Source organism: Ferrigenium sp. UT5, assembly GCF_045866295.1.
GTDB lineage: Bacteria > Pseudomonadota > Gammaproteobacteria > Burkholderiales > Gallionellaceae > Sideroxyarcus.
This window is the reverse complement of record NZ_BAAFRY010000004.1, coordinates 94,051-116,222: the sequence shown is the minus strand read 5'-3', so window position 1 is coordinate 116,222 and position 22,172 is coordinate 94,051. Positions and strand designations below refer to the sequence as shown.

Annotated in this window: 18 protein-coding genes; 2 read left to right on the top strand and 16 right to left on the bottom strand. The window is 62.1% G+C overall.

Features of this window, described 5'->3' with window-relative positions:
* The first annotated feature begins 13 nt into the window (after positions 1-13).
* A complete protein-coding gene (locus ACKTSJ_RS02585; RefSeq protein ID WP_407897092.1) occupies positions 14-1,174 on the top strand; it encodes a class I SAM-dependent methyltransferase in 1,161 nt (386 codons plus the stop codon).
* Positions 1,175-1,223: 49 nt separating this feature from the next.
* On the opposite strand, the gene ACKTSJ_RS02580 is transcribed toward ACKTSJ_RS02585, so the two are convergent.
* The 8 genes from ACKTSJ_RS02580 to ACKTSJ_RS02545 all read right to left on the bottom strand — a co-directional run bounded on the left by ACKTSJ_RS02580 (position 1,224) and on the right by ACKTSJ_RS02545 (position 9,228).
* Positions 1,224-2,087, bottom strand: a complete 864-nt coding sequence (locus ACKTSJ_RS02580) for an HlyC/CorC family transporter (RefSeq protein ID WP_407897090.1) — start codon at positions 2,085-2,087, stop codon at positions 1,224-1,226.
* A 9-nt stretch (positions 2,088-2,096) separates the two neighbouring features.
* Positions 2,097-2,543, bottom strand: coding sequence for an rRNA maturation RNase YbeY (ybeY, locus tag ACKTSJ_RS02575; RefSeq protein ID WP_407897088.1), 447 nt, complete (start codon positions 2,541-2,543; stop codon positions 2,097-2,099).
* Positions 2,536-3,489, bottom strand: coding sequence for a PhoH family protein (locus ACKTSJ_RS02570; protein WP_407897117.1), 954 nt, complete (start codon positions 3,487-3,489; stop codon positions 2,536-2,538). The genes ybeY and ACKTSJ_RS02570 overlap by 8 nt, the downstream gene beginning before the upstream one ends.
* On the bottom strand, positions 3,489-4,817 hold the full coding sequence (miaB, locus tag ACKTSJ_RS02565; RefSeq protein ID WP_407897086.1) for a tRNA (N6-isopentenyl adenosine(37)-C2)-methylthiotransferase MiaB: 1,329 nt from the start codon (positions 4,815-4,817) through the stop codon (positions 3,489-3,491). Before miaB ends, ACKTSJ_RS02570 begins: the two co-directional genes overlap by 1 nt.
* Before the next feature lie 660 nt (positions 4,818-5,477).
* Positions 5,478-6,512 carry a fatty acid desaturase family protein gene (locus ACKTSJ_RS02560; RefSeq protein WP_407897085.1) on the bottom strand — a complete coding sequence of 345 codons (1,035 nt, stop codon included), beginning with the start codon at positions 6,510-6,512 and terminating at the stop codon, positions 5,478-5,480.
* A gap of 174 nt (positions 6,513-6,686) precedes the next feature.
* Positions 6,687-7,466, bottom strand: coding sequence for an AAA family ATPase (locus ACKTSJ_RS02555; protein ID WP_407897083.1), 780 nt, complete (start codon positions 7,464-7,466; stop codon positions 6,687-6,689).
* Positions 7,460-8,239 carry a LytR/AlgR family response regulator transcription factor gene (locus ACKTSJ_RS02550; RefSeq protein ID WP_407897081.1) on the bottom strand — a complete coding sequence of 260 codons (780 nt, stop codon included), beginning with the start codon at positions 8,237-8,239 and terminating at the stop codon, positions 7,460-7,462. Before ACKTSJ_RS02550 ends, ACKTSJ_RS02555 begins: the two co-directional genes overlap by 7 nt.
* Complete coding sequence (locus ACKTSJ_RS02545; RefSeq protein ID WP_407897079.1) at positions 8,236-9,228, bottom strand: sensor histidine kinase; 993 nt, start codon at positions 9,226-9,228, stop codon at positions 8,236-8,238. Before ACKTSJ_RS02545 ends, ACKTSJ_RS02550 begins: the two co-directional genes overlap by 4 nt.
* A 165-nt stretch (positions 9,229-9,393) precedes the next feature.
* Here ACKTSJ_RS02545 and argH point away from each other — a divergent pair, with 165 nt between their 5' ends.
* On the top strand, positions 9,394-10,785 hold the full coding sequence (argH, locus tag ACKTSJ_RS02540) for an argininosuccinate lyase (RefSeq protein ID WP_407897077.1): 1,392 nt from the start codon (positions 9,394-9,396) through the stop codon (positions 10,783-10,785).
* Between the two features lie 155 nt (positions 10,786-10,940).
* Here the strand turns inward: argH and gnd are convergent, their stop codons facing one another.
* From gnd to ACKTSJ_RS02500, 8 genes are all read right to left on the bottom strand, one after another.
* The gene (gene gnd / locus ACKTSJ_RS02535; protein ID WP_407897075.1) at positions 10,941-11,951 is read right to left on the bottom strand and encodes a phosphogluconate dehydrogenase (NAD(+)-dependent, decarboxylating); all 1,011 of its coding nucleotides are present in this window, start codon (positions 11,949-11,951) and stop codon (positions 10,941-10,943) included.
* A gap of 72 nt (positions 11,952-12,023) precedes the next feature.
* Positions 12,024-12,719, bottom strand: coding sequence for a 6-phosphogluconolactonase (gene pgl, locus ACKTSJ_RS02530; protein ID WP_407897073.1), 696 nt, complete (start codon positions 12,717-12,719; stop codon positions 12,024-12,026).
* Positions 12,716-13,696 carry a glucokinase gene (gene glk / locus ACKTSJ_RS02525; protein ID WP_407897071.1) on the bottom strand — a complete coding sequence of 327 codons (981 nt, stop codon included), beginning with the start codon at positions 13,694-13,696 and terminating at the stop codon, positions 12,716-12,718. The genes pgl and glk overlap by 4 nt, the downstream gene beginning before the upstream one ends.
* A 1-nt stretch (position 13,697) precedes the next feature.
* A complete protein-coding gene (gene zwf, locus ACKTSJ_RS02520; protein WP_407897069.1) occupies positions 13,698-15,203 on the bottom strand; it encodes a glucose-6-phosphate dehydrogenase in 1,506 nt (501 codons plus the stop codon).
* Positions 15,200-17,878, bottom strand: coding sequence for an MGH1-like glycoside hydrolase domain-containing protein (locus ACKTSJ_RS02515; protein ID WP_407897067.1), 2,679 nt, complete (start codon positions 17,876-17,878; stop codon positions 15,200-15,202). The genes zwf and ACKTSJ_RS02515 overlap by 4 nt, the downstream gene beginning before the upstream one ends.
* Entirely contained in the window at positions 17,875-19,905 is a 2,031-nt protein-coding gene (locus ACKTSJ_RS02510) for an amylo-alpha-1,6-glucosidase (protein ID WP_407897065.1), read from the bottom strand. Before ACKTSJ_RS02510 ends, ACKTSJ_RS02515 begins: the two co-directional genes overlap by 4 nt.
* Before the next feature lie 36 nt (positions 19,906-19,941).
* Positions 19,942-20,892, bottom strand: coding sequence for a transaldolase (tal, locus tag ACKTSJ_RS02505; RefSeq protein WP_407897063.1), 951 nt, complete (start codon positions 20,890-20,892; stop codon positions 19,942-19,944).
* A 141-nt stretch (positions 20,893-21,033) separates the two neighbouring features.
* On the bottom strand, positions 21,034-22,170 hold the full coding sequence (locus ACKTSJ_RS02500; RefSeq protein WP_407897061.1) for a PilT/PilU family type 4a pilus ATPase: 1,137 nt from the start codon (positions 22,168-22,170) through the stop codon (positions 21,034-21,036).
* Positions 22,171-22,172 lie beyond the last annotated feature (2 nt).

Here is a 22,172-nt window from a genome sequence, read left to right as displayed (position 1 = left end):
ATTATACCCGACCATGTCTGCCCAACTGCCTGCCCCTGCTGCCGCAGCCCTTGCCCATAGTTCGCGGCTATGCGACCTGATACACCGCGACATCGCCGCGCAGGGCGGCTGGATTCCGTTCTCCCGCTTCATGGAACTGGCGCTGTACGCGCCGGGGCTGGGTTACTACACTGCGGGCGCGCACAAATTCGGCGCCGCGGGGGATTTCATCACCGCCCCGGAACTGTCGTCCCTGTTCGGCCGCACGCTGGCCGGACAGCTGATCGAAGTCATGCAGGGCAGCGCGCCGCACCTCCTTGAACTCGGAGCGGGCAGCGGCAAACTGGCGCTGGACATTCTCGGCGAACTGGCCGCGCGCGACGCCCTGCCGGAAAGCTATTCGATCCTGGAAGTCAGCGCCGACCTGCGCGAGCGCCAGCGGACCTTGATCAGCGAGAATCTTCCGCATCTCGCCGACCGCGTGCGCTGGCTGGATACCCTGCCGGAACATTTCAACGGCGCGGTCATTGGCAACGAAGTGTTGGACGCGCTGCCGGTGCATCTGCTGTATTGGCGCGATGCAAATGCAAATATTCTCGAACGCGGTGTCGCCTGCAAGGGCGACACGTTTGCGTGGCAAGACCGCATTCCCGAGAATGCCGCCCTGCTCGACATCGCCGCCAACATTACCCTTCCGGATGATTACCTGAGCGAAATCTCGCTTGCCGCGCGCGGCCTGATCGCCACCCTGTGCGAGCGCCTCGACAAGGGGGCGATGATCTTCATCGACTACGGTTTCGGGGCACGCGAGTATTACCATCCGCAGCGCACGCGCGGCACCCTGATGTGCCACTACCGCCACCACGCGCACGGCGACCCGTTCTTTCTGCCCGGCTTGCAGGACATCACCGCCCACGTCGATTTCACCGCGATCGCCGAGACTGCCATCGACCATGGTGCGCATTTTTTGGGCTACACCTCGCAGGCGCACTTTCTCATCAACAACGGCGTGACCGATCTTTTGAGCAAAGTCTCGCCGGAAGAGGTGCGCGCCTACGCGCCGCTCTCCACCCAATTGCAAAAACTCACCAGCCCGGCAGAAATGGGCGAATTGTTCAAAGTCATCGCGCTGGGGAAACAGATGGATCAGCCGCTTGCAGGATTCCTGCGCGGCGACCTGTCGCGCTGCCTGTAAAAGATCACGGGAACGTTGGTTAAATCGTTATTCCCGGCAAGCGGGCGCATCAAACCAACGCAGTACCCTCGGCATCCTGTTTGACATGCTCCACCAGCAGTGAATACAGCCGGCGGCTATCCGCGCGCTGCACGGTGAATTTCCATGCGCCGACCTGAAATTGCTCGCCGCGCCTGGGGAGTTGGCCGGCCGTTTTCAGGATGAGTCCGCCGATGGTGTCGTACTCCTCATCGCTGAAATCCGAACCGAGTTCCGCATTGAAATCGGCAATGTCGGTATCGGCCTTGACGCGCCAGTGGCTATCGTCCTTGCGGATGATGTTGTCCTCATCCTCGTCGAAGTCGAATTCGTCGGCGATATCCCCGACGATTTGCTCCAGCACGTCCTCGATCGTCACCATGCCGCACACGCCGCCGTATTCATCCACTACCAGTGCCAGATGATTGTGGTTGCTGCGGAAATCGCGCAGCAGCACATTGAGGCGTTTTGATTCGGGCACGAACACGGCCGGACGCAACATGTCGCGCAGTTCGAATTCCTGGCCCGCGTAATACCGTAGCAGGTCCTTGGCCAGCAGGATGCCGATGATGTTGTCCTTGTCGCCGTCGATGACCGGAAAACGCGAGTGTGCCGTCTCGATGATGAAAGGCACGAACCGCTCCAGCGGCTGGCTGATGTCGATCACATCCATCTGCGCGCGCGGAATCATGATTTCGCGCACCTGGCTCTCGGAAACCTGGATGACGCCTTCCATCATGGAGAGTGCATCGGCATCGAGCAGATTGCGCTCATAGGCGCTATACAGCAGTGCGATGAGCTGCTCGCGATCCTCCGGCTCCCGCAGCAACATCATGGAGAGCCGTTCCAGCAAGGTGGGTTTGTTGCCGTTACTGCTACTGTCTGAACCGTCCATTACCCAACATCAACTAACAAGATAGGGCGCAGGATACCGTAATTTGCGGAGTAACGCAGTCTCGCGCGCTTCCATTATTTCTGCCTCGCGCTTCTTTTCATGGTCATATCCCTGCAGATGCAGAACGGCATGAAGGGTGAGATGGGCGTAATGCGCGAGCAGTGCCTTGCCCTGTTCCCGCGCCTCGCGTTCCACCACCGGCGCGCAGATCACCACATCGCCATACAGCGGATCGGTATCGTCATAGACGAAGGTCAGCACGTTGGTGGCGTAATCCTTGCCGCGATAAGCCAGGTTCAGCGCGCGCCCCTCGATTTCATCCACGATGCGCAGCACCATCTGCACATCCTTCTCCTGCGCCACTTGCACCCAGCGGCGGAATTGCGCGCGCGTCGGCATCTTTCCGGCATTGCTGGCGTACTGCACCGACAGCGAAAGTTTATGGGCGTCAGTCATGATTCTCGCTGTCCTGTTTTTCATATGCGGAAACGATCTTCTGCACCAGCGGATGGCGCACCACGTCTTCCGCGAGGAATTGCTGAAAGGCGATGCCGCGCACCTCCTGGAGCACCCTGCGCGCATCGTTGAGGCCGCTCTTTTGTCCGCGCGCCAGGTCGATCTGCGTCACGTCGCCGGTGATGACCGCCTTGCTGCCGAAACCGATGCGGGTCAAAAACATCTTCATCTGCTCGGGCGTGGTGTTCTGTGCCTCGTCGAGGATGATGAAGGAATGGTTCAGCGTGCGCCCGCGCATGTAGGCCAGCGGCGCAATCTCGATCGCGCCGCGCTCGAACGCCTTGGCCACCTTGTCCAGCCCCATCAAATCGTACAGCGCGTCATACAAAGGGCGCAGATAGGGATCGACCTTTTGTGCCAGGTCGCCGGGCAGGAAACCCAGGCGCTCGCCCGCTTCCACTGCAGGGCGCACCAGCACCAGCCGCTTCACCGTTTCGCGCTGCAGGGCATCGACCGCCGACGCAACCGCCAGATACGTTTTGCCGGTACCGGCCGGGCCGATGCCGAACGTGATGTCGTGTTCCTGGATGGCTTGCAGGTATTCATTCTGGCGCACGGTTCTGCCGCGCACTTCGGCCTTGCGCGTCATCAACAACGGCACCGATTCGCTGTTGGCATCCGGCAGATTTCGCTTCATCGACTCGATCAGGCCGAGTTGCAGGCGCTCCAGCGTGATGTCGCGCTTCGCTTCGAGATAGAAACGCTCCAGCACGCCCCGGGCTAGCGCAGCCTGATCGCCCGTGATGGTAAAGCGCTCGCCGCGGCGGGCGATATTCACCTCCAGCGCGGTCTCGATCTGGCGCAGGTTCTCGTCAAACGCCCCGCACAGATTGGCCAGCCGCTCGTTGTCAACCGGCTCGAACGAAAAATGCGCGCCTGTGCTCATCACGGGTGCAGCGCCTCGCCGCGCAGGGTATGGCCGGATACCGCGTTGATGCGCACCTCGACGAAGCGTCCCAGCATCCCCGGGGAGCCGGCAAAGTTGACGATGCGGTTGTTATCGGTGCGCCCGGCCATTTCACCCGCGTCCTTGCGCGACACATTTTCCACCACGACGCGCTGCACGCTGCCCACCATCCTCGCGCTGTATGCCTGCTCCAGTTCGTTGATGCGCGCCTGCAGCCGATGCAGGCGCGCCAGCTTGGTCTCCGGCGACGTATCGTCCGCCATCTCTGCCGCCGGTGTACCGGGACGCGGACTGAAGGTGAAACTGAAACTCACGTCAAAACCGACCTCGTCGATCAGCTTCATCGTCGCCTCAAAATCCGCCTCGGTCTCGCCGGGGAAACCGATGATGAAATCGGATGTGATTGAAATGTCCGGTCGCGCCGCGCGCAGCTTGCGCACGACGGATTTGTATTCAAGCACAGTGTAGCCGCGCTTCATCGCCGCCAGCACGCGATCCGAGCCCGATTGAACCGGCAGGTGCAGATGCGCCGCCAGTTTGGGCGTGGTCGCATAGACATCGATCAGGCGCTGCGACATCTCGCGCGGATGGGACGTGGTGTAACGCAAGCGCTGCACCAATGGACGCGTGGCAATGGCCTGCAACAGGAAGGCCAGATCGACGGTATCGCCATCCTCCGTCTCGCCCCGGTATGCATTCACGTTTTGTCCGAGCAGGGTGATCTCCCCCACGCCCTGCGCAGTCAATTCGTCCACCTCGCGCATGACATCGACAAACGGCCGCGACACCTCCTCGCCGCGCGTATAAGGCACCACGCAGAAGGAGCAGTACTTGCTGCACCCTTCCATGATGGAGACGAACGCCGTGCCGTGCGTGGCCCGCGCAGCAGGCAGATGATCGAACTTCTCGATCTCCGGAAAACTGATATCGACCTGCGGCCTGCCCGACGCGCGCCGTGCCGCAATCAGTTGCGGCAAACGATGCAGGGTCTGCGGCCCGAATACCACGTCCACATAGGGCGCGCGGCGGATGATCGCCTCACCCTCCTGGCTGGCCACGCACCCCCCGACCCCGATCAGCAAATCGGGGTTGCCCTGTTTCAGCGCGCGCGCGCGACCGAGATCGGAAAAAACTTTCTCTTCCGCCTTCTCCCGGATCGAGCACGTGTTGAACAGAATGATGTCCGCCTCTTCCGGTCGATCGATCTGCGTCATGTCCCCGCAGGCGCGCATCACATCCGCCATCTTGTCCGAGTCGTACTCGTTCATCTGGCAGCCATAGGTCTTGATGTACAACTTGTTTTTCATGCGGCGTTCCGTTCTGGCTGGTTCTGCCCGCCGGACAACAACCCTCAAACAAAAGGGATATTCCCGACAAATATACTCATATAATTATTTCTGCCCGTGCTAATTCGGCACGGGACATCTTCAAAAAACAATTTAGCCAAAGGGGAATACATGTCTTACATCGCAGATTTCACTGCCATCGGCGTTGCCATCTTCTCGGTCGGTTTTTCTGTCTGGATGGTGCTCCAGATGTTCGCCAAAGAGTAATTGTAATCCACGCGGGCCGGAGGCAATCTCCGGCCCTGCTTCCTTTTTTCTACCGTCCCCGTAGCCGAGCTACAGAGTCGGGTATTCCCCTCCTAACATCTTGCTCATCCAAATGTTTGTGCTACGATTGCCCCTGCTTTTTTTGTTGGTATGTTCAACTTGAATCTCTGGGAGGGGAAACATCATGTCTTTCATCGCTGACCTGTCTGCCATCGGTACTGCTGCTGTTGCCGTTATTTTTTCGCTGTGGATGCTGAAGCAGCTGTTCTCGGATTAAGTTCGTCGAGCACGCTCGCGGTAAAAACAGAACCCCGGCCCAAACCGGGGTTCTGTTTTTTCTCGGCAGTTTGTCAGAATCCCGACAACCCGATCGACCCTGCGGTCAAGGTCGTCTTCGTCCAAGCCTGCCCGTCATCACCCCTGATGTATCGCGGCCTCGCGCCAGATGCGCCACAGCGCATCCCTCAGGCTGGCACGTACCGTTTGCAGATACACCGCGCTGGCGCTCAAGTCGCGCACCAAACGCCGGTGTGCCTTGCCCAAGTTGTGATACGGCATCTTCGGGAACAGGTGGTGGGTGGCATGATAACGCAGTCCGACCGGCGCCCAGAGTGCGGTTAAAAACAGATTGCCCGGCACATTGACGGAGTCAAGAAACTGCTCTCCAACCGTCAACCGGTGATCCGGCGGATTGCGGTAGGCGTGTGCGGCCAGCGTGCGCAACGCGTTGATTGAAAAAATCAGCGCCATGATGGCGTACCACAGCACCAGCACTTGATAGCCCAGAATATCCAGCGCAACACCCGCAAGCAACACGACCGCAAACACAAACGCGCCAAACTCCTGCAAGACCCAGCGGTGGTCGTTGCGAATGGCTTTGGGCGACCGCACGTAATTCAGATCTATCGTCAACGAAGAGGCGCGCGCCCACACCCAACGGCGCACGGGCGGGGAAACCCATGACAGCGGGGTCAGCAACAGAAAGCGCGCCACCACCAACAGGGGCAACACCAGCGACAACAGCACATACACGATCATGCCGAAAGGCGGCTGAAGGGCAAAGGGAACATATTCCCCATCATTGCCCGTTCCATAGACATCCCGTTTATGGTGGTCGTTATGCACGCCATCGTAGGTAAAGGATGGCGTCAGCAGGGGAATGCCGCAGGTGAGGTTCCACACCACCCGAAACACGCGGAACGTTCCCTTTTTCAGATGCGCCAATTCGTGAATAAAAATGACCGCGCGATAAAATGCCAGTGCGGCGATCAGATACGCCGCGATTTGCCCCACGGAAAACGCGGGCACACGCAACGTCACGGCGACCGCCCCCCAGGCGAGCAAGATATGGAACAGAAAATCCGCCCAGTAAATCCACGGGGTTGGCGTCATCAAGTCGCGCACCAATGCGCGCGCCTCGGTGAATGGAAATTCGGAGGGATTTGTCACGGCAAACTCGGGATTTTCGTTCAAAATGGGTTGTCATTTTAACATGGCCGTTCGTGGCGCACGCCGGGAATTCCCCATACCGTATCCCCACTGAAATGACCGCGCCCGGTCTGTCTTTGGGCTGGCTCTGCGATGACCAGCCGTCTGCAATGACGCCCTTTCGGTTCGTGCGTTTCACCGCTCATCCGGGCGCAGCGCCGGATAGCGCCCGGTGCCGGTGCCCGGGCGGAACGCCGCCCATTTGCGCGAACTTTCCAGGCTGGCCTGCTTGTCTTCCGCGCGCACGCCATGCCGGTTTGGAAAATAGCCTTCCAGCCAGCGCACGATGGGCATGAACTCCTGCCGCTCTTTCGCGCTGTCGTTTTCGTCCAGCTCGAAGAGCCCCACACCCTGCTCGGACGCCTGCAAATAGATTTCGCTGTCGCTCAAACTGGCAAGGAAAGGCATCTTGAGCGAGGTCAGGAATCGTTCCAGCGCGGCATAGGCGGTACTGCCGCGGTTGCGCACCCGGCTGGCAACGACGGCCATGCGCGCGGTGGCGGTGCGGGCGCCGCCCACCAGAAACAGATCCTTGATGAAATCGGCGGAGGCGCGGATGTCGATCGGCGAAGGCGCGACCGGAATGAGGATGAAGTTGGCTTTGCGCACCAGCTCCTTCAGCAGCAATCCGCCGATACCGGCCGGCGCATCGATGAGCAGCACTTCGGTTTCAGGCGGGACAAAGCCCTGACGGCTGCCCAGGCGCACATTACCCTTCGCCGGTGCGCCGCTGGCGGCATGGATGACGGGCAGGTTCTTCGGCCGCGCCTGCAGCCAGTGCAGGCTGGAACCCTGCGGGTCGTAGTCGATGATGGCCGTGCGGCGCTGGCGCGTGGCGTAGTAGCCGGCGAGATTGGTGGTCAGCGTGGTCTTGCCCGATCCGCCCTTGGAATTGATCACCAGTATGGTCAGCACTTATCCCCCCCTTCACCCAGCAGCTTCACACTGCCCCACTGGCGCCGGCTGATCGGCAACTTCTCGTCCAGTCCGTGCAATTTCAGCAGCCAGCCGCTTTCGCCCTCGTCGCCGCCTTTTTCGAAACCCGCCACGGCCGCCTTCGCCACCAGGCAACTGCGGTGGATGCGCGCGAAGCGCGCAGCATATTCCTTTTCCAGCGCGGTCAGCGCCTCCTCGATCAGGTACTCGCGCTGGGCCGTGCGCACCGTGACGTATTTCATTTCCGCGCGCAGATAGAGTACCTCCTCGATCGGCACCAGGATGACTTTGCCGCGCTCGTGCACCGACAGATGGGTGCGCGCCTCCGGCATCAGCTCCTGCAACAGCTCGGTGCGCAGCGGCACCGCGTCGCGCGCGCGCGTCAGCGCCTCGAACAGACGGCCGAGGCGAATCGGCTTGAGCAGATAATCTATGGCGCGCCGTTCAAAGGCCTGGATGGCATATCCATCGTAGGCGGTGGTGAAGATGACGACCGGCGGATGCTCAAGTTTGTTCAGGTGCTGCGCCAGTTCCAGCCCGTCCATCTGCGGCATGCGGATATCCATCAGCACCACCTCGGCCGGCGTTTCGCCCAACTTGTCCAGCGCTTCCTGCCCGTTGCCCGCCTCGCCCACCAGATGCAACTCGATCTGCGCGGCGCAATCGTCGAGCAGTTCTTTCAGGCGGCGGCGCGCCAGCGGTTCGTCGTCCACCACGAACACGGTCATCGGCAGGGTAACGGTATCGTTCATGTCTGTTCCTGTTTCAGCCAGGGAATGATGATATGCACCGCGTAACGGTCGGCGTTGTGTTCCACCCGATACTCGGCCTCGACATCGAACAGCAACGCCAGGCGCTCGCGGATATTCGCCAGGGCCATGCGGTTGCCGCCCGTCGCCACGGCTGCCGCGGGCAGCGGGTTCTGCACCTCAAGGTGCAAGCGCTTGTCCGCCGTGTAGAGACTGACCTCGATGAGGCCGCCGACCGCCAGCGGCTCGATGCCGTGATAGACCGCATTTTCCAGCAGGGGCTGCAACACCAGCGGCGGGATCAGCGCATTGTCCGGCATGTTCATGATATGCCAGCGCACTTGCAGACGCTCGCCCATGCGCAACTGCTCCAGCGCCAGATAGCGCTGCGCCAGCGCGACCTCGTCTTGCAACGCCACCAGCTCATGCGTGTCGCTCATCGCCATGCGGAACAGGTCGGCCATGTCTTCCAGCGCGGCCTCCGCCCGTTTGGGTTCGGTGCGCACGATGGCGAGCACGGCATTGATGCTGTTGAACAGGAAATGCGGGCGGATGCGCGCCTGCAATGCCTGCAAACGCGCTTCCTGCAACACGGGCGACAGCGCCTGCGCGCGCCAGCGGAAATAACCCAGCAGCAGCGCTACGATGAGCGCGCTTAACAACAGGCGGCGCAGCTCGGCGAATCCGCCGTACCCGTTCGCGGCCGCGAACAATTCCCCGCCCATCCGGCCCAGCGCGAAAGTGAGCAGCACCACCCCGGCCACGATCAGCATTGCCGCCTGCCCGTACGCCAGCCGTCCCAGCGCCGGATCGAGCGCGTACAACAACAGCAGGGCACTCAACAGCACGGGTTGCAACAGGGCGGAACCGAGCAGCACTTGTTGCCACAGATCGTCTGGCGATGCCGCTGCGGCCAGCGCCAGAAACAGCGCCGTCGCGTTCACCAGCAGCACGATGCGCAACACCGTGCCCATGTTGCGGAAGTCGGGCAACCATCGGGGCTGAATGTTTTGATTTATACTGCGCGTCCGTTTCATCGCATAACTATTTATTTGGGTACCCACCCTCCTCCCAACCTTCTTCCGGCGGGAGAGTTGCAAACGCCGCGCATCCGCGCGGATCTATTGGCATGAGTGGGCACTCATTCTGGACAAGACATGGCAACGATGCAAGACAATGCAGCCTGGTCGGGACGTTTCAATGAGCCCGTGGCAGAACTGGTGAAGCGCTATACCGCTTCGGTGGATTTCGATCAGCGCCTGGCGCTGGTCGATATCCAGGGCTCGCTGGCGCATGCGCAGATGCTGGCGGAGTGCGCCATCATCAGCACCCAGGACCTGCAGGACATCCGGCGCGGACTGGCGCAGATCGAAAACGAAGTCATCAGCGGCGACTTCGACTGGCAGCTCGATCTGGAAGACGTGCACCTCAATATCGAGAAGCGCCTCACCACGCTGGTCGGCGACGCGGGCAAGCGCCTGCACACCGGCCGTTCGCGCAACGATCAGGTGGCGACCGACATCCGCCTGTATTTGCGCCACGAAATCGACAATCTCGTGGCCTTGCTGAAAAACCTGCAGACTGCCTTGCTCGATCTGGCGGAACCGAACACGCACACCATCCTGCCCGGGTTCACCCATCTGCAGGTGGCGCAGCCGGTCAGCTTCGCCCACCACCTGATGGCCTACTTCGAGATGCTGCAACGCGACACCGAACGTTTTGTCGACGCGCGCCGCCGCGTCAACCGTCTGCCGCTGGGCGCGGCGGCGCTGACCGGCACCAGCTACCCGATCAAGCGCGAGCGCGTGGCCGAGCTGCTCGGCTTCGAGGCGGTGTGCCAGAACTCGCTGGACGCGGTGTCCGACCGCGACTTCGCCATCGAATTCACCGCCGCTGCCGCGCTGGTGATGACCCATCTGTCGCGCCTGTCGGAGGAACTGATCCTGTGGATGAGCCCGCGCTTCGGCTTCATCGACATCGCCGACCGCTTCTGCACCGGATCAAGCATCATGCCGCAGAAGAAAAACCCCGACGTGCCAGAACTGGTGCGCGGCAAGACCGGCCGTGTGAACGGCCATCTGGTCGCCCTGCTGACCCTGATGAAAGGCCAGCCGCTGGCGTACAACAAGGACAATCAGGAAGACAAGGAACCGCTGTTCGACACCGTGGATACGCTGACCCAGACCCTGCGCATCTACGCCGACATGATGCGCGGCATCACCGTCAAACCGGATGCGATGCGTGCAGCGGCTTTGCAGGGTTATGCCACCGCCACCGACCTGGCGGATTATCTGGTGAAAAAAGGCCTGCCCTTCCGCGACGCGCATGAAGCCGTCGCGCTGGCGGTGCGTCATGCCGAGCAGAAAGGCTGCGACCTGGCCGAACTCAAGCTCGATGAATTGCAGCAGTTCTCCGCGCTCATCACGGACGACATCTACGGCGTGTTGACGCTGGAAGGCTCGCTCGCCGCGCGCAACCACACCGGCGGCACCGCTCCGCAACAGGTGACGGCAGCCATCGCGCGTGCGCGCAAGCTGCTTGCCGGGTAAGCCCTTGCCGGATCGCAAAAGAAAGGGCGCAATCAATTGCGCCCTTTTGTTCTCTGTGGGTCGGGTTTTAACCCGACATTGTCGGACTGAGGTCGGACCCACAGGTTTTATCCCAGGCTCAAATCTGGCCAACTCCCGTGGGGCGCGATCAAGGTTTAGTGTTTCTCCTGGTGCCCGCCGAACTCGTAGCGCAGCGCCGACAGCAGCTTGTTGCCATAGTCGTCCTCGTTGCGCGAGCTGAAGCGCGAAAACAGCGCGGTGGTCAGCACCGGGGCCGGCGTGCCGGATTCGATGGCGGCGATACTGGTCCAGCGCCCTTCTCCGGAGTCGGATACCTTGCCGCTGAATTTGGACAGGCTCGCGTCGCCTTGCAGGGCGTGCGCGCTCAGGTCCAGCAGCCAGGAACTCACCACGCTGCCGCGCCGCCACAACTCCGCCACTTCCGCCACATTGATGTCGTAACGGAACGCTTCCGGTTCGCGCAGCGGGGTGGTTTCCGCGTCGGTCTCGCGTTTTGCGCCGCCGACGTTGGCGTGTTTGAGCAGGTTGAAGCCCTCGGCGTAGGCGGCCATCATGCCGTACTCGATGCCGTTGTGAACCATCTTGACGAAGTGTCCCGCGCCTTCCGGGCCGCAATGCAGATAGCCCTGTTCGGCGCTGCTGGGTTGACCTGCCTTGCCTTCGGTGCGCGGGGCGGATTCGACGCCCGGAGCGAGCGAGACGAAGACCGGCTGCAGACGCGCAAAGGTCTGCGCTTGCGCGCCGATCATCAGGCAGTAGCCGCGTTCCAGTCCCCAGGTGCCGCCGCTGACGCCGACATCGGCATATTGAATGGATTTTGCAGACAGACTTTTCGCGCGCGCGATGTCGTCCTTGTAGTACGAGTTGCCGCCATCGATAAGGATGTCGCCCGCGCCCAACAGCGGGGTCAACTCGGCAATCGCGGCATCCACCACGGCGGCCGGCAACATCAGCCAGATGGCGCGCGGTGCCTGGAGCTTGCCCACCAGCTCCGCCACGCTGGCGGCGGCGGTCAATCCCTCCTGCGCCAGCGTCTGCACCGCCGCCTGATTGCGGTCATATACCACGCAGTCGTGTCCCGCCTTGTGCAGGCGGCGCGCCATGTTGGCGCCCATGCGCCCCAGTCCGATCATTGCGATTTGCATCTTCTTCTCCTTGGTTAAACTTAAACGTAAAAATCTTGCTCCACCGCGTCACGCGGATGCGCGCCGGGCCGTTCAGCTCACGGGCACGGCAGCCTTATCCAGAAACCATTCGGCGTCCTTCACCCCTGCGGCGGGCAGCGCCTCGCCGCGCGCAATGCGTTGCAGGGCGTCGCGCTTGCCGCTGCCCGCCACCAGAAACAGTTTGTGCCGCGCCGCGTTCAGCGTGGCGAGGCTCAGGCTGACGCGTTGCGGCGGCGGTTTGGGCGCATCGAACACCGCCACCGCGGGCTCAGCGCGTTGCAACGCCGGGTTGCCCGGAAACAGGCTGGCGGTGTGGCCGTCCTCTCCCAAGCCCAGCAGCACGAGGTCGAGTGCGCCCGCCTGCGCCAGCCATTCGCTGTAGCGCGCGGCGGCCGCTTGCGCGCCCAGTTCCGCCGGAATGGCGTGCAGATGCGTGGCGGGCAGCGCCACGTGCCGCAACAGGCTGTCTTGCGCCATGGTGTCGTTGCGCTGCGCGTCGCCCACGGGCAGGCAACGCTCGTCGCCGAAATAGACCTGCACGCGCCCCCAATCCACCGGCATCGCGCGCAACGCGGCGTAACAGCGGCGCGGAGTTTCGCCGCCGGCCAGTGCGATGCGGCAATGCGCGCGCTGCGCCAGCGTGGCGGCGATCAGTTCGGCGATGCGCGCGGCACAGGCGGCCGCCAGCGCATCGGCATCCGCGCTGACATGCAGCCGACTGGCATTGGGCAAATCAAACGCGTTCATGCCGCCCCCGCCTGCGCCGCGAACAGCGCGGGACCGTACAGCGCGGCACGGTCGTTCAGGATGACCTTGACCGGCATCGCCTGCAGCAGCGGACGCATGCGTCCCTTGTCGTTGAACGCGGCGAGAAAGCCGCCCGTCTGCAACAGCGGCAGAATCTTCGGTGCGATGCCGCCGCCAATGAACAGGCCGCCGCGACTCATGGTTTTCAGGGCCAGATTGCCGGCCTCCGCGCCGTATAGCGCGACGAACCAGTCCAGGGTTTCCACGCACAGCGGATCGCGCTGTTGCAGCGCGGCAGTGGAAATGGCGGCAGCGGCGTTTGCCCCCGGCACGTCTTGCGCCAGCCAGTCCGGCAACGGCGCATGACGATGCTGGCGCAGGAAGGAATAGAGATCGGGCAAGGCCATGCCGGACACCACCCGCTCCCAACTCACGTGTTCGCGCTGCTGTTGCAAGTGTTGCAACAGTGCAACCTCGAGTGCGTTGCGCGGGGCGAAGGTGGCGTGCCCGCCCTCGCTGGCAAAGGGATGATGGCGTTGCCCATCCCAATACAGTCCCGCTTCGCCCAGTCCCGTGCCCGCCGCGATCACCGCCTGGTTGCCCTGCGCGCCGGGCGTTCCGGCTTGCAGGGTGAGCAGGTCGGCGTCGCCCAATGCGGGGATGCCCCAGGCCGTCGCTTCCAGATCGTTCAGCAGATGGCAGCGCGCGAACCCGAAGCGGGTTTGCAGGGCATCGGCCTCCAGCCGCCAGGGCAGATTGGTGGCCTGTGCCACGCGACCGTTGACCGGCCCGGCCACGCCGAACGCGGCGGCGCGCACCGCTCCGGTATCGCCCAGGAATTCGCCCAGCAAGGCATCGAAGGTCGGGTACTGTTGGCTGGCAAAACTCTGCTCGCGCCGAATCTCGACCCGCGTGCCGTCCACCTCGGCCAGCGCCAGCCGGGTCTTGGTGCCGCCGATGTCGCCGGTCAGAAACATCTTAATAGGCTTCCAGCTTGCCGCCATTCAGCGCCAGGGAATGGCGCCAGAACTGGTCTTCGCGGTCAAACAGGCGATAGGTGCCGCGCGGGCCCCAACTGCCCGCGGCATAGGTATTGATGAACTCGCGTTCCATCGCCCACACCTTGAGCACCGGATCAACCACGCGCCAGGCCGCTTCCACCTCGTCGATGCGCAGGAACAGCGAATGGTCGCCCGCAATCACGTCCAGCAACAGGCTTTCATAAGCATCGAAATCCTGGTCGCCTTCCTTGCGGTAGGTCGCATCCAGGCTGATGGTGCGCGTTTGCACGTCCAGCCCCGGCACCTTCACCTGCAATTCCATGCGCATGCATTCGTCCGGCTGGATGCCGAGCATGATCCAGTTGGGCTGCTGCGGTCCCTGCCGCGCATGGCGCAGCAAATCCTGCGGCGGATTCTTGAAGCGGATGCAGACCGCCGAACTGTTCTCGGCGAGGCGCTTGCCGGTGCGCAGGTAGAACGGCACGCCCGCCCAGCGCCAGTTGTCGATGAACAGTTTCATCGCGGCATAAGTTTCGGTGGTGCTTTCCGCCGCCACGTTCTTTTCCTCGCGGTAACCGGGCACGGTCTGGCCGCCGATGGTGCCGCTGGCATACTGGCCGCGGAAGGCATGCGCGTGGACCGCATTCTGCGTGATGGGGCGGATTGCCTTCAACACTTTCACTTTTTCGTCGCGCAGATGCTCGGCCGACATCGTTACCGGAGGCTCCATCGCGACCAGCGCCAGGAGTTGCATCAGATGGCTCTGCATCATGTCGCGCAGCGCCCCGGCGCCCTCGTAATAGTCGGCCCGTCCTTCCACCCCCAGCGTTTCGGAATGGGTGATTTGCACATGGTCGATGTAGTGGTGGTTCCACAACGGTTCCAGCAACAGGTTGGCGAAGCGGAACACCATCACGTTCTGCACCGTGCCTTTGCCGAGATAGTGGTCGATGCGGAAGATTTGCGGTTCGTCCAGATGGCGGTACAGGCTGGCTTGCAGGGTTTGCGCCGAGAGCAGGTCATAGCCGAACGGCTTTTCGACCACCACGCGGCGCCAGCCGTTCTTCTGCTTGAGCAGGCCGACGCCGCCCAGTTTTTCCACGATGGCGGGATAGTCGGCCGGGCGCACTGCCATGTAATACATGATGTTGGGGGGGAAATTGGGATCGTCGTCCAGCAGCTTTTGCAGGCGCGCGTAAGCGCCATCGTCGCCCGGAGGCACGGCAAAATAATGGAGGCGCGCGCAAAAACGTTTCAGCACCGTCTGGTCCAGCTTTTCGCCATAACGCTCGTGCACGATGTCGCCCACCATCGCGTGCCAGGCATCGGTTTCGTAATGCGTAATATCGCAACCGAGAATGACCAGGTCTTGCGGCAGTCGCCCCAGCATTTCCAGATGGAACAGCGCGGGGATCAGTTTTTTGCGGCTCAAATTGCCGCCCGCCCCGAAAAAGACCAGGGTGCAGGGTTCCAGCGTTTTCATGGTGTGTCGTCCTTGTGAGATTGGGTGTGTAGCAGGCAGAGCAGATTGGCAACCAATCCGGTCCAGCCGGTCTGGTGCGATGCCCCCAAACCTTGTCCCGTGTCGCCGTGATAATACTCGTTGAACAGCAATAAGTTGCGCCAGTGTGCGTTGTCCTGGTGCGGATCGTCGCGGGCGAAAGCGGGAATATGGCCTTCGGCATCCCGCTGAAATATGGCCGTTATACGCTCCGCCAGCAGGCACGCCACCTCGCGCAAAGTCATCTCGCAATCATCCAGACAGGGCACGGCCACCTTGAAATTATCCCCGAGATACTGATGAAACTTCAGCAGCGTTTCAATCAGCAAATAGTTCACCGGCAACCACACCGGCCCGCGCCAGTTGGAATTGCCGCCGAACAGCCCGCTGTTCGATTCGCCCGGCAGATATTCGATCAGCGCGTGCCCCACCGCAGGCAGCCAGCCCAGATCATGGTGCGTGGCATGGATGCGGCTGACGCTGCGCACGCCGTGTGCGGACAGGAACTCGTTCTCGTTCAACAGGCGGCGCAGAATCGGCGGCAGCATGGTGTGGTCGGCCAGTGCCAGCAAATGCTCGCCGCGCTCGTTGGTGTGTGCCGGACAGGCGCAGATGGTGTGGCCGTCGAACATGCCGCCGGCATGGGCCAGCAGCATTTTTTCGAAGCGCGGCACATTCTTCAGCAGGCGCGGCTCGACCACTTCACAGGCGAACAGCGGGATGATGCCGACCATGGAAAACACGTCGATGCGGTGGCGCTCGCCCTGCGGCGTAACGATCACATCCTTGAAGAAGCCGTCCTGTGCGTCCCACAGTGACGGGCTGTGATCCACATTGCCCGCCATCACGTTCGCCATGGACAAAAACTGGCTGTAGCACTGCAGGGCAACCTCTTCGTAATCCGGCTCCTCCACCGCCAGTTCGAGCGCGATCAGCGTCATGTTGAGCGCGAACATCGCCATCCAGCCGGTGGCATCCGCCTGTTTCAGCCGGTAGCCTTCGGGCAGCGGCTGCGAGCGGTCATACACCGAGATGTTGTCCAGCCCCAGAAAGCCGCCCTCGAATACGCCGTGGCCTTCGCTGTCCTTGGCATTCAGCCACCAGGCGAAATTGAGCAGCAGCTTGTGCAGGCTGCGCCGCAGAAAACTGCGGTCGCCCGTGCCGCCTTGTGCACGCTCCATGCGGTACAGTTTGAGCACCGCCATCGCCTGCACCGGCGGATTGACATCGCCGAACGCCCACTCGTAGGCGGGAATCTGGCCGCCGGGGTGCAGCGTGTCCTCGCGCAGCAAGGTGCCCAGTTGTGCCTTGGCAAACTCGATATCCAGCAGTCCCAGCGACAGCGTGTGGAAGGCCAGGTCCCACGCCGCAAACCACGGAAACTCCCAACTGTCCGGCACCGACATCACTTGCGCCAGTTTGAAATGACGCCAGTTTTTGTTGCGCCCGAACTGGTGTGACGCTGGCGGGCGTGAAGTATCGCCATCCAGCCAGCGCGCCACGTCGTAGTGATAGAACTGCTGGTTCCACAGCATGCCCGCCAGCGCCTGGCGCAGGACGGTGCGCTCTGCTTCCTTGCCCGGCAACAGGGCGCGATAGAAATCGTCCGCCTCCCGTTCGCGTTGGGCAAACGTCTCTTCGCTGGCAGCAAAGGGTTCCAGCAGCGGCGTAGCGGACAGCACAAGTTCCAGCGTCATGGTCTCGCCTGCCGCGACGGTCAGCGTATGCCAGGCGGCGAACTTGGTGCCGGTGTGCGCCGGATTCACCGCCGCCGCTTCGCCCTGCACCACGCGCCGGTGAAAGGCATCTTTGACGAACGGTGTGCGGTTGGACTGCCCCCAGAGTTTTTCCGCATTGCTGTCGTTTTCGGTGAACAGGGGTTGCGCGCTTTGCCTGCCGTACAAATGATAGTCGCCCAGGCCTTCGACTTTCGCGCGGATCGCCCAGGCCGCCCCCTTGGGCGCATCCGTCAGTGCCAGATGCGGTTTGAATCCAATGTCATCGCCCCATGCCCAGGTATTGCGGCACCACAGCGTCGGCAGCAGATGCAGGGTGGCCGTTTCCGGGCCGCGATTGCTCGCCACAATGCGAATGTGCATCAGTTCCGGTGCGGCCTTGGCATACGCGACTTCGATATCCCAGTAACGGTCGTGCACAAACACGCCGCTATCAAGCAGATTGAACGGCGGATCGGCGCGCGTGCGGCGCGCGTTTTCATCGACCAGTTGGCTGTAGGGAAACGCCGCCTGCGGATATTTGTAGCGGTAGCGTAAAAAACTGTGGCTGGGGGTGGCGTCCACGTAAAAATACACTTCCTTCACATCCTCGCCGTGGTTGCCCTGATTGCCGGTGAGTCCGAAGGCGCGCTCTTTCAGGATGGCGTCCTGGCCATTCCACAACGCCAGCGCAAAACACAGGCGTTGCTGTTCGTCGCAGAGGCCGCCCATGCCGTCTTCGCTCCAGCGATAAGCGCGCGAACGCGCCTGATCGTGGTCAAAATATTCCCATGCCGTGCCGTCCGCGCTGTAGTCCTCGCGCACCGTGCCCCAGGCCCGCTCGGACAGATATGGCCCCCACAGTCGCCAGGGTTCGCGGCCTTCTTTTTGCGCGGCAAGGCGCTGCTGTTCTGCCGCACCGGTTTTGCTGTTCCGTTTCATGACGACCCTTTCTGTTGGTGCGCGCGTTGCCGGTGCCGGATCTTCCACCACGCCTCCAGCAGACAGGCGACCGACCAGGCCTGACTGGGCGCACCGCGCGGTATATGCGGCGCATCGCCATCGAAGATTTCACTCACGGTCCCGAGTCCGGCATCGGAAAGATGTTGCGGCAGCGCATTCAGCCGCGACAAAGCCAGCGTCGCATCATCCGTGACCCGGTATTCGGCCAACATGTAATGTCCCAGCAGCCACGCCCACACCGTACCTTGGTGATAGGCGCTGTCGCGGGAACGGACATCGCCTGCGTAGCGCCCACGGTAGGCGGGATGCGCGGGGTCGAGCGAGCGCAAGCCGAAGGGGGTCAGCAAACGGTCGCGGCAGATGGCCAGCACGGTCTGCCGCGTGTGCGCATCCAGCGGCGAGAACGGCAGGCTGACGGCGAAAATCTGATTGGGGCGGACGGCATCATCATGCGCCTGCGCACCATCCAGCACGTCATACAGACCCAGACCATCGGCGCGCACGAAACGCTGAAAACCGTGCCGGGTGTGCGCAGCCATTTCCCGGTATTCCGCAGCGCGCGCCTCGTCTTTCATCAGGCCGGCGAATTGCGCCATGGTTTGCAGGGCGTTGAACCACAGCGCGTTGACCTCGACCGGCTTGCCGTGACGCGGCGTGATGACCTCGTCCCCCACCTTGGCATCCATCCAGGTCAGTTGCACCCCGGCCTCGCCCGCATGCAACAAACCGTCGCCGGCATCCATGCCGATCCCATGGCGCGTGCCGTCGCGGTAATGCGCGATGATCTGCTGCAGCACCGGCCATGCCTGGACGATGGCGTGCGTATCGTTGATGGCGGTGAGATAGGCGCACCACGCTTCGATGTACCACAGCGCGGCATCAACCGTGTTGTATTGCGGCGCATCGCCGTCGTTGGGAAACCAGTTGGGCAACATGCCGCGGTCCACCAGCGGCAGGTAGCCCAACAGCAATTCGCGTGCTTCCGCATAATGTCCCGTGGCCAGCAACAGGCCGGGCAGGGCGATCATGCTGTCGCGCCCCCATTCGCCGAACCACGGATAACCGGCGATGAGCGCGAAACGTCCAGGCGGTATGCGCAGCACAAAATTTTCAGACGCCAGGATCAACTGGTCCACACCGGACGGCGTATCGGTGAATGCCGGCACCGTCATCTTGACTTGCGTCAATCGCGCCAGGTCCCGTGCCTGAGCGCGCCGCATCGCCTCTTCCACATAACACACCGGTTCATCTTTTTCGATGGACGCGGTCAGTCCGACCCAGTGCCCGAGGTGAATGGGAAAGGTCATGAATCCGACGCACAAGTGGCGGTCGCGGCTGGAGAGGCCGCGTTCGCGCTCCTCTGACAGGTCAAAGTTTTCTACGCAGAAATGCGCCTGTTCCGCCACCCCGCAGCGCGAGTGAAAATGCAACGTGGGGCAATCGGGATACTGCACATCCAGCTCGTGGTCGCTGATTTGCAGCGCGGGTAAAGCCGTGTCGTAACCGCTTTCGCCATGATGGTCGCGGGTGTTGGTCATCAGGCGCAGACGCAACTGCAACTTGCGCTGGTGCGGGTTTTCCAGCAGGCGCCAAGCCAGATGGGTGCTGTGCCGGCCGTGTTCCATCCAGATGCGCGCTTCGAGCAGCAGGTCATCCAGACGGTAGCGCCACACCGGCATGCGCCCGTCCAGGCGGAACGATTCAAGCGCCAGATTGCCCTGCGGCTCAACAACGCCGCCGCCCCAGCGATTGGTATGCACGGGAATGACACGCTCTCCTTCCAGTAACTCGGCATCCGCTTTGGCGAACAGCAGATGACGCTGCAGGGCTCGCCCGATCGGCGCGACCAGCAAACCGTGGTAACGCCGGGTCAGCGTGCCGGCCACCGTGCCCCCGGCATAACCGCCTTTGCCATCCGACAACCACCACTCGCGCTGCTCCGCCTGCGCCAGATCGGTGCACAGTGCGCGGTCGAGTTGCACCTGTTGCGGCAGTTCGGTTTTCATCGCAATGTCTGATGAGGGTGGCGGAATAACATCCGGTCAGAGCTGCTCTGCCAGCCTGTTTTCGAGCTTGATCTGGTCAGCCGTAAAACCACGGATACCTTCCGCCAGCTTCTCGGTGGCCATGGCGTCTTCGTTCATCAGCCAGCGGAATTCGGCTTCGCTCAACGGCTTCGGGCGCGGTTCGGTCGCGCCGTTATCAACCAGTTTGCGTTCCAGAACGCCCTCGGTCGTGTCCAGTTCTTTCAGCAGCGCGGGCGCAATGGTCAACCGGTCGCAACCGGCGAGCGCAAGGATCTCGCCCATGTTGCGGAACGAGGCGCCCATCACGATGGTCGGGTAACCGTGCGCCTTGTAATAGGCATAAATTTTTCGCACCGATTGCACGCCCGGGTCTTCTTCCGCCGCAAAATCCTTGCCGGTTTTGACTTTGTACCAGTCGAGAATGCGCCCGACGAAGGGCGAGATCAGGGTTGCCCCGGCTTCGGCGCAGGCGCGTGCCTGGGCGAAACCGAACAGCAGGGTGAGATTGCAATGAATGCCCTCGCGTTCGAGAATTTCTGCCGCGCGGATGCCTTCCCAGGTCGAGGCGATCTTGATCAGCACGCGCGCGTTGCCGACCCCCGCCTCGTTGTACAGCGCGATCAGCTTGCGCGCTTTTGCGATCGTCGCGGCGGTGTCGAACGACAGGCGCGCGTCCACTTCGGTCGAGATGCGGCCGGGAACGGATTTGAGCACTTCCACACCGACCGCGACCGCCAGCTTGTCCATTGCATCGTGCGCCAGCTGTGCGCGGTCATTGCCCTGCAATTTTGCCCAGGCGATCGCATCAACGATCAGCGGCCCATATTCCGGCAGCGTTGCCGCCTTGAACAAAAGCGAGGGATTGGTGGTGGCATCCTGCGGGTGGTGGTGGCGGATGGCGTCGATGTCGCCGGTGTCCGCCACGATGGTGGTCATGCTTTCGAGTTGTTGCAACAGCGTGCTCATACAACCTCCTGGATTGGCCTTTGCTCGCGAATCGAGCATCGGCCTGCCTAGGTAGTCGAGAGAAACGCCGCGCCCTTACATTTCAACAGGTGCGGTCACCACGGGGCACTGATGGACAGCCGCCCAATGGAGTATCCGGGTTCAGTTTATGCGCAGACCTTCGATACCGCTCATCACGTCGCGGTCCTTGGTGGCCTGGCCTTCGAGCTTGATCTTCAGGCGCAGGTCGTTGACCGAGTCGGCGTTCTTCAGCGCTTCCTCGTAACTGATCATGCCGGCCTCGTGCAGGTCGAACAGCGCCTGGTCGAAGGTCTGCATGCCGATCTCGCGCGACTTGGACATCACCTCCTTGATCTCGTGCACCTGTCCCTTGAAGATCAGATCCGCGATCAGCGGAGAATTGAGCAGGATTTCGAACGCGGCCGCGCGACCCTTGCCGTCCCGTTTCGGGATCAGGCGCTGCGAGATGAGCGACTTGACGTTGAGCGACAGGTCCATCAGCAATTGTTCGCGGCGTTCTTCCGGGAAGAAGTTGATGATGCGGTCCAGCGCCTGGTTGGCGCTGTTGGCGTGCAACGTCGCCATGCACAGGTGTCCGGTCTCGGCGAAGGCCACCGCGTATTCCATGGTCTCGCGGTCGCGGATCTCGCCGATCAGGATCACGTCCGGCGCCTGGCGCAGGGTGTTCTTCAGCGCGTTCTGCCAGTTGTCCGTGTCCACCCCGACTTCGCGGTGGGTGATGATGCACTTGTCGTGTTCGTGCACATATTCCACCGGGTCTTCGATGGTGATGATGTGGCCATAGCTGTTGTGGTTGCGGTGGCCGATCATCGCGGCGAGCGTGGTGGATTTGCCGGAGCCGGTGCCGCCGACCAGGATCACCAGCCCGCGCTTGGTCATCACCACATCCTTCAGGATCGGCGGCAGGCTCAAATCTTCAAAGCTCGGAATTTTGGTGGTGATGGTGCGCAGCACCATGCCGACGCGCTGTTGCTGCATGAACACATTGACGCGGAAGCGCCCGATGCCGGGGGGATTGATGGCGAAATTGCTTTCGTGGGTCGATTCGAATTCGGCCGCCTGGCGGTCGTTCATGATGCTGCGCGCCAGTTCCTGGGTGTGTTGCGCGGTCAGCGCCTGGTTCGACACCGGGGTCATCTTGCCGTCGATCTTGAACGCGGGCGGAAAACCGGCCGTCACGAACAGGTCGGACGCATTCTGCGAGATCATCCCGCGCAACAGGTTGTGAACGAGTTCGGTCGCCTGGTTTCTTTCCATGA

Bases quoted from the DNA above. Each gene is read 5' to 3' on its own strand.
- ACKTSJ_RS02585 (WP_407897092.1), top strand. From the start codon at position 14: ATGTCTGCCCAACTGCCTGCCCCTGCTGCCGCAGCCCTTGCCCATAGT.
- ACKTSJ_RS02580 (WP_407897090.1), bottom strand. From the start codon at position 2,087: ATGGACGGTTCAGACAGTAGCAGTAACGGCAACAAACCCACCTTGCTG.
- ybeY (WP_407897088.1), bottom strand. From the start codon at position 2,543: ATGACTGACGCCCATAAACTTTCGCTGTCGGTGCAGTACGCCAGCAAT.
- ACKTSJ_RS02570 (WP_407897117.1), bottom strand. From the start codon at position 3,489: ATGAGCACAGGCGCGCATTTTTCGTTCGAGCCGGTTGACAACGAGCGG.
- miaB (WP_407897086.1), bottom strand. From the start codon at position 4,817: ATGAAAAACAAGTTGTACATCAAGACCTATGGCTGCCAGATGAACGAG.
- ACKTSJ_RS02550 (WP_407897081.1), bottom strand. From the start codon at position 8,239: ATGAACGATACCGTTACCCTGCCGATGACCGTGTTCGTGGTGGACGAC.
- argH (WP_407897077.1), top strand. From the start codon at position 9,394: ATGGCAACGATGCAAGACAATGCAGCCTGGTCGGGACGTTTCAATGAG.
- gnd (WP_407897075.1), bottom strand. From the start codon at position 11,951: ATGCAAATCGCAATGATCGGACTGGGGCGCATGGGCGCCAACATGGCG.
- pgl (WP_407897073.1), bottom strand. From the start codon at position 12,719: ATGAACGCGTTTGATTTGCCCAATGCCAGTCGGCTGCATGTCAGCGCG.
- glk (WP_407897071.1), bottom strand. From the start codon at position 13,696: ATGTTTCTGACCGGCGACATCGGCGGCACCAAGACCCGGCTGGCGCTG.
- zwf (WP_407897069.1), bottom strand. From the start codon at position 15,203: ATGAAAACGCTGGAACCCTGCACCCTGGTCTTTTTCGGGGCGGGCGGC.
- ACKTSJ_RS02515 (WP_407897067.1), bottom strand. From the start codon at position 17,878: ATGAAACGGAACAGCAAAACCGGTGCGGCAGAACAGCAGCGCCTTGCC.
- ACKTSJ_RS02510 (WP_407897065.1), bottom strand. From the start codon at position 19,905: ATGAAAACCGAACTGCCGCAACAGGTGCAACTCGACCGCGCACTGTGC.
- tal (WP_407897063.1), bottom strand. From the start codon at position 20,892: ATGAGCACGCTGTTGCAACAACTCGAAAGCATGACCACCATCGTGGCG.
- ACKTSJ_RS02500 (WP_407897061.1), bottom strand. From the start codon at position 22,170: ATGGAAAGAAACCAGGCGACCGAACTCGTTCACAACCTGTTGCGCGGG.